General features: G+C 47.8%; 6 protein-coding genes. 3 read left to right on the top strand and 3 right to left on the bottom strand.

Translation table 11 applies throughout. The features are described from left to right. Nucleotides 1-138: 138 nt before the first annotated feature. The gene (locus M0Q40_12220) at nucleotides 139-1,278 is read right to left on the bottom strand and encodes a stage II sporulation protein P (protein ID MCK9223360.1); all 1,140 of its coding nucleotides are present in this window, start codon (nucleotides 1,276-1,278) and stop codon (nucleotides 139-141) included. A gap of 430 nt (nucleotides 1,279-1,708) precedes the next feature. On the opposite strand from M0Q40_12220, the gene M0Q40_12215 reads away from it, so the two are divergent. Together M0Q40_12215 and M0Q40_12210 are read left to right on the top strand one after the other, a co-directional pair. Next, nucleotides 1,709-3,976 (top strand): ABC transporter ATP-binding protein/permease, encoded by a 2,268-nt coding sequence (locus M0Q40_12215; protein MCK9223359.1) that lies wholly within the window; start codon nucleotides 1,709-1,711, stop codon nucleotides 3,974-3,976. Between the two features lie 3 nt (nucleotides 3,977-3,979). Further along, complete coding sequence (locus M0Q40_12210; protein MCK9223358.1) at nucleotides 3,980-4,495, top strand: DUF1854 domain-containing protein; 516 nt, start codon at nucleotides 3,980-3,982, stop codon at nucleotides 4,493-4,495. Between the two features lie 175 nt (nucleotides 4,496-4,670). On the opposite strand, the gene M0Q40_12205 is transcribed toward M0Q40_12210, so the two are convergent. Further along, entirely contained in the window at nucleotides 4,671-4,979 is a 309-nt protein-coding gene (locus tag M0Q40_12205) for a hypothetical protein (GenBank protein MCK9223357.1), read from the bottom strand. Between the two features lie 55 nt (nucleotides 4,980-5,034). On the opposite strand from M0Q40_12205, the gene M0Q40_12200 reads away from it, so the two are divergent. Next, a complete protein-coding gene (locus M0Q40_12200; protein MCK9223356.1) occupies nucleotides 5,035-5,364 on the top strand; it encodes an ATP-binding protein in 330 nt (109 codons plus the stop codon). 580 nt (nucleotides 5,365-5,944) lie between these two features. Here M0Q40_12200 and M0Q40_12195 read toward each other — a convergent pair. After that, a complete protein-coding gene (locus M0Q40_12195; GenBank protein ID MCK9223355.1) occupies nucleotides 5,945-6,643 on the bottom strand; it encodes a hypothetical protein in 699 nt (232 codons plus the stop codon). Nucleotides 6,644-6,732: the final 89 nt, after the last annotated feature.

The raw sequence follows: 6,732 nt of genomic DNA, 5'->3' as shown, positions 1-6,732 counted from the left end.
TGTCTGCTCTCTCCTTTGACTTTGTTTTCGCTTTCAATTATAAAGGTTATTTGAGCGGATTACCAGCCCTTTTTTCAATTCCCCTTCATATCGATATTTTCGTTGACTTTGACGGGGCCCTGGCTTGTCCACTTTTTTTTACCTTAGTTTTTTCTCCTTAAGCATCTTGGCAATGACGTTAGCTAGAAGCTCAGCACTGCGCAAGGCAGGCTCTATCGTATGGGTATAGTTGCCGATTTCTAGCAACAATAGCTGGGAATGTAAATGCTGGTTGAATCTGCTATCCCTAACGATCATTATACCCCGACAGAGCCCAGGATATAAGTGATCCATATTTTTTTTCAGCTCAGTGGCAAAGGCCAGGTTCTCTTGCCAATGGGGGTTAGGTAGGTAATCATTGGTAGTAACCAAAATGAGTATTTGGGCTGTTGGGCTTCCATCAATCTCTTTGACATACTGTACACTCTTGACACCGTCCCGGTGGATGTCAAAAACCATAGCAAGGGTCGGATTCTCCTTTACCAGGCTACTCACTGTCTTTGCTGATTCCTGGTATGCCTTGGTAAAACTCGGTGTATCGTGCAGTTTTAAGGAATGGATCACGGAGACGCCCAAGGACTCCAAACACGTGGTTAGGTGTTTACCAACCTGGAGCACTCCCGTTTCCGTGCTATTGGGCAAATGATAGGAATCGAACTCAAGATTCATTCCCGGTTGGTGATACAGTTCGGAGGCATGGGTATGATAGATTGCTACCATGGGCCCTGCCTTGGTCCTGTCTACAACACCAGGTTGTATGGGTTCTACATCCTTTGGCGGAACCACTTCAGGCAACTGTAGGGGACCTAACGCCGCAAGGGCTTCATCTTCATATGGTTCTCCTTCAGGCACCTGTTCTTTGGGCTCCTGGGACTGTTCGGTAGGTATATATATGAAAGACGGAAGCTCCGAAGCCAGAATCTGCAAGGGATCCGTCCAATCAGCCTCTAACACGTTCAATAGGGAATACAATCCCCGTTCTAGCCGATTTTGCTCGGCAGTAATCCTCTCCAATTTTACGCATGCTGGAAAGCCAGCCCGTAGCATCAAGTAGCCAGTGCTAATCTCCTTTTCTACCCAACGGGATAGGCCAAAGCATACGGACAGGTCTAGCTGGGGAATTAGTAAAGATAGTCTGGCGACACCCACAATTAGTATCGCAAAACAAGCTATTGTGTAAGCGATAGCCATACCCTGTTTCATCGTCCTAGGGAGGAATCGCCGAGTACTTCTTCTCATGGTCTTTGCCCCTTCCGCTTTCAATATATGCAGAAGGTTAGTGTTTATGTCCCACTGGGAAACCACGGTTTGGGCTGGAAGGTTCCAAGCGGTCTTGAAGGAGCCTTACGGCAGTGACACTTGGTAATTTTCCATTTGCTGATACTGCTTCCCCTTCTGGCTCCAAACTAGATCAATAGGGACCTCTACTTCGCAATAACGTCGTTTATCATGGGTTTACCCTGTTTTGCATTTTTGATCCTTTAACCCCTTGATCCCCCAGATCCAGTCGAGTATAATGAGGTCGAATAGTCAAGTTTTACCCATTTCATACACGATATAGGCCGCCGCTAAGTTAGGCTTATTTTCAGGAGTTGCATTTCATATCTTTATTCGCCATTTTCCATTACAAATTTAACTAGGCTTGGGCAAGGACACAGGGGGGCTTCCTATGGCAGCGCCAAAGCTAAAACACCGTCTCATTCCTAACGAGAAAACGGTAGATTGTACAAACGAAGACCAATTCTCCCACATACTAAATTTTTCTGAATCGCTCATCAGTCACTGCACCACAGATCTATCTATAGAGGGACAGTATATTGAAGGAGCGATACTCCTAACAAAAGAACGCTTAATTGTCACTAAGAAGAAGGAAGATGTACATACTGTGGTCATGGAGCTGCCCCTAGAGGAAATAGGGGAACTTCAGGTACGCCACATGTATGGCAATGGTATGCTCGAGGCTAAGACGATGGACACTACCATGTCCGTGGCCCGTTTTTCCCGCACCTGTGCTAAGGAAGTAGATGCACTGGCAGCTGCCTTTAATCGTCTGGGGCAAGATCCCAACACCCTCGCGGAGGAAACCGTGGCAAGGAAATCATCCCGGAACGAAGAGGAGCTTACCCGCTGTCCTGCCTGTGGCCGAGCTCTTCCACCGGGCTCAGATATATGTTTACACTGTGTCGATAAGCGTAAGACCTTTCGGAGATTAATGCACTTTGCCAAACCGTATAAACTACAGGTGGTCTTTTTGATTTTGTTGGTCCTGGGGATTACCGCACTACAGCTGGTACCACCAATCCTAACAAGGACCCTAATTGACCAGGTGTTCCCAAATAAAGATCTGGACCTACTAATGAAGACTATTTTAATTCTGGTCCTCACCCACGTATCAATCAATGTGTTTTCTGCCATTCGGATCCGGTTGTCCGGGTGGTTAGGGCAGCACATCATTTTCGATCTGCGTACGGCCATCTATGATCACTTGCAGAGGCTGAACCTGAGTTACTTTGAGAAAAGGCCAACGGGTGCAATCATGTCCCGGGTCACCAGTGACACAAACCAATTGCAACACTTTATTGTCCAGGTGCTACCCCAAACAGTGGTAAATATTACTACCTTAGTTGGAATCGGGATAGTCTTGTTTACGATGAATCCCCGTCTGGCACTGTTAGCACTACTACCTGCGCCTATCGTGGCCATCTTGACCTTAATCTTTACCCGTCGCTTACGGAACGTCTACCGCCGGGTCTGGCGGCGTTTTAGTGATCTGAATGCGTTGCTTGGAGATACGATTCCGGGAATTAGAATTGTGAAAGCCTTTACCACCGAGGAAATTGAGTCGGCCCGCTTTGCTGAGCAAAGCGATGAGTTGATGCAACAGCATATCCACGCGGTACGGTTTGAAAGCATTTTCTACCCAGGCATTTCCATGGTGATGACCATCGGAGTAATCCTAGTCTGGTTAGTCGGTGGCCGACAGCTAATTCTAGATCCTGAGAGTGCAATTAGCGCAGGTACCTTGATTGCCTTTATTAACTACATGTGGCATTTCTACGGACCAGTACAGGCTTTGTGTAATCTAAGTAGTATGATTCAACAGGCGGTCACCTCATCGGAGCGCGTCTTTGAAGTCCTAGACACCCAACCGGAAACCCACAGCTCCGGTGGCAAGCACATCGAGCGCCTTGAGGGACACATTGAATTTCGTCATGTGCACTTCCGTTATGAAACCGACGAAGAGGTACTAAAGGACATTAACCTAGAGATCAAAGCAGGGGAAATGATTGGACTCGTAGGCTCAAGCGGAGCGGGCAAATCTACGATTGCAAGTCTCGTCCCACGCTTTTATGATGTGACCGACGGACAGGTACTCATTGACGGTCATGATGTGCGGGATCTAAACTTGAGAAGTCTACGGGCACAGATTGGGATCGTTACCCAAGAGCCCTTCCTGTTCACTGGCACAATTGCGGAGAATATCTCCTACGGTCTACCGGATGTATCCCTGGAGCAAATCATTGTAGCTGCTAAGGCGGCCAATGCTCACAACTTCATTATGGAGTTTACCGATGCCTACGATACCGTGGTCGGTGAACGGGGCACGGGACTTTCCGGCGGCCAAAAGCAAAGGGTTTCCATTGCCCGGGCCATTTTGAAAAACCCTCGGATTCTCATTTTGGATGAGGCCACCTCTGCGGTGGATACCGAAACAGAGAAACTCATTCAGGAGGCCATTGATAATCTAGTGGCTAATCGTACAACATTAGCCATCGCACACCGGTTGAGTACACTTAAGAACGCGGATCGAATCGTAGTGGTCGAGAATGGTCGGATTGTGGAAATAGGGACCCACGAGGAATTGTTGGCGCAAAATGGGATTTTTAGTCGTCTGTGGCATCTACAGACGGAAGTTTCGAAAATGAAGGCGGTGTAGCACATGCTGGCAGGCTTGGCACCAAAGGAAGAACAATCAAATAAATTACTGCCCCAGGAAATCAGCCTCGCCAGAACAACACAGGGCGAGATTAGCATGAACCTTAGGGGCACCGAAATCACAAACGTGGAGATCTCTCGACCATTTCCTTTAAGTGATGAGCATACAACAATGGTAGCTTTCAAGGAAGCCGACACAAAGAAGGAAATTGGCATTCTCACCAACTACGAGGAACTGGATCCATCCTCCAGGCAGATTGTGGCAGAGGAGCTGGCTACCTTCTATTTTATCCCCGAGATCAAGCGGATCTACCATATTGGTGAGAAGTTCGGCATCCTTACTTGGCAAGTAGAGACAGACCGGGGATGTCACACCTTTGAAGTCCGGGGAAGATATAATCTGCGACGGATCTCTAAACGGCGCATGATCATCAAGGATGTTGATGGAAACCGGTATGAGATCAAAGACTGGAACGAACTGGACAAACACAGTCGTTCTCTTTTAGAGACTCACATGTAAAGAAGGCTGAGTAACCTTTCTGAATGCAGCCTCCGGGCTGAGGCCACCTTAATCGGCAGCCTCAGCCCGCACAAACTCGGCGTACGGAGTCCCGCACCAAGTGCCGCAAGACCATCGATAGACTTTCTTAGGTCTGTACTTCCGCAAGCCAAATAGACCCGTTCAGCAGTAATGTTCATGATGACTCAACCAGAACCTTAACGACATCGCCGAGCAGATTGGGATCAAACCCTGATCGAACCTCCACTACAACTTGACCCGCTCGAGAAACTAAGACACCATCAGTTGTTTCCAGAGGACGCTCCAGCTCAACAGATATCCACTCCAACTTTGGAGCATCAGCGTTATCGGTTCCGGCCTGCTTTGACCAGCCATACATCGTCGATAATTTGATACCGCTGCACCATTCGCGTACACTCTTTGCACTAGCCCTGTAATCAGCAATCAGTTTCTCTCGTTGTTTGACGTCGATCGTATTTGCCACCACGGATAACCTCCCCATATGTCTATGAAGAGATTATCGCAAGCTAACAATCACAATGGAAGGTGGGTACACTCCCCGTTACATCTGGAGGTATTTAGCACGACAATTGGGTATCGATGCCCCAGGACCTGATGCTTTCCGGGGATTGCTCAGACAACTTCTCTTCTTCAAAGAGGAGACCGGAAGACAACCATTGCTGCTTATTGACGAAGCTCATCAGCTTCGTCCAGAAACAATAGAGGAGCTTAGATTACTTACCAACGTTACCTTGGACAATATCTGTCCTTGTATCTCAATCCTAGCTGGGCAACCTGAACTAATTACGCGTCTAAACAATCCTGTCTACGAAGCTTTCACCAACGGGTCGGGGTTCGCTTCCGGTTAATGCCCCTGGGGGAAGAAAGAAACCTGCAACTACATTGATTCGCGTCTCCGTTTCGCAGTGGCTACCCATCAAATATTTGATGATGGAGCCAAACAACTTATCTTTACCTTCACCTGAGGCATTCCAAGAGGGAGCAACCGCTCCTGCCTTAATGCGCTCACCTACGCCTATCAGCATGAACTCACTCAGATCAACGCGGACACCGTCAAACAGGCAACTGAGGAATCTATGGATATCTAGGTATTCGCAGGGGGAATGGGCTTCATTCCCCCTCTTTATGCCGTAAGGAACCCCGACAAAACCAATAGTACTCTACTTACAGGCATACCGACAAGCACTTATCTAACCATATTGGTCAGGGCAGTCTCAAATAATGTACGCGCTAACTGTCTCATTTAGTGTGGCATCTAACACTAGTGCATCCACTGTGAAATGTCCTTCAGTAAAGCAGATCCTAGATGCAGATTCCTGATCTTTCGGGATACAGCTGGTCTTACCAAAACAACCTGATCCTCTCCCTGTAATATAAGACCATGGGTTTGCACCAGCTGTCTAGAGGCAGTAGACGCACCTACTCCGTTTAGAAAATGACTCTCGCTTTAGCCGATATCTCAGTGTCAATAGCAAAACTAAGATCAGCTGCTTCACCGATCACTTGGAGCACATCAGCAAGGGAAGCGTCATAGGCGCGAAGCCAGACTAGTCCTTCCTCGACCTGGAGGAATTCGATTCCTAACGGTAAGGCGCTTGGTTCTGTCTTTTGTGGGGTGATCCGCAAAATCCCATCTTCCTCAACGATGTCTAAATTAGCTGTGTCCAGTATGGCCTGAAACGCTTCTTCCCAAGTAACATGATCTAGGACCAAAGACGCTGTTCCCTCTATATCAGAAGATATCGCTAAGCTCTGCCCAAACTCAAGGGCTAATTTGCTTAGCACTTGGCGAACCGATACGTCTTCTGCATGAACACTGACTAGACCAGAGGCATCAGTACTTAGTTCCAGAGGATCAGGATGTGACTCTGGAGCCGTAAGGACGTACCCGATATCCCTTTGCTGGAGGGTAAAACCCGTCAACCTAGACAGGAGTACAAAGGCTTCCTCAACCGTTACGCCGTGCATGTATGTAGTAATGAAAGTGTCACTTCCGCCCTCGATATACACGAAGATACCTGCACTTCGTCCGATTTTATGCACCAGTTCTGACAGTGGCATCTGCACCACATCCACCGTAAGTAACCCGTCGATCTGTATATTACGATCTGAAAAGACCACTGTCACGGAGAAATAAGGCCACTAAAACGGTGTGAGAAGGCCACCTTCACGGAAGAGAAGTCCAGTCTATCTAATTACCTTGAACCAAGCCTATA

The organism is Limnochordia bacterium, from assembly GCA_023230925.1.
Lineage (GTDB): Bacteria > Bacillota > Limnochordia > DUMW01 > DUMW01 > JALNWK01.
The sequence above is the reverse complement of the archived record's forward strand: the minus strand, read 5'-3'. Positions and strand labels throughout refer to the sequence as shown.

Bases quoted from the DNA above. Each gene is read 5' to 3' on its own strand.
- M0Q40_12220 (MCK9223360.1), bottom strand. From the start codon at position 1,278: ATGAGAAGAAGTACTCGGCGATTCCTCCCTAGGACGATGAAACAGGGT.
- M0Q40_12215 (MCK9223359.1), top strand. From the start codon at position 1,709: ATGGCAGCGCCAAAGCTAAAACACCGTCTCATTCCTAACGAGAAAACG.
- M0Q40_12210 (MCK9223358.1), top strand. From the start codon at position 3,980: ATGCTGGCAGGCTTGGCACCAAAGGAAGAACAATCAAATAAATTACTG.
- M0Q40_12200 (MCK9223356.1), top strand. From the start codon at position 5,035: ATGGAAGGTGGGTACACTCCCCGTTACATCTGGAGGTATTTAGCACGA.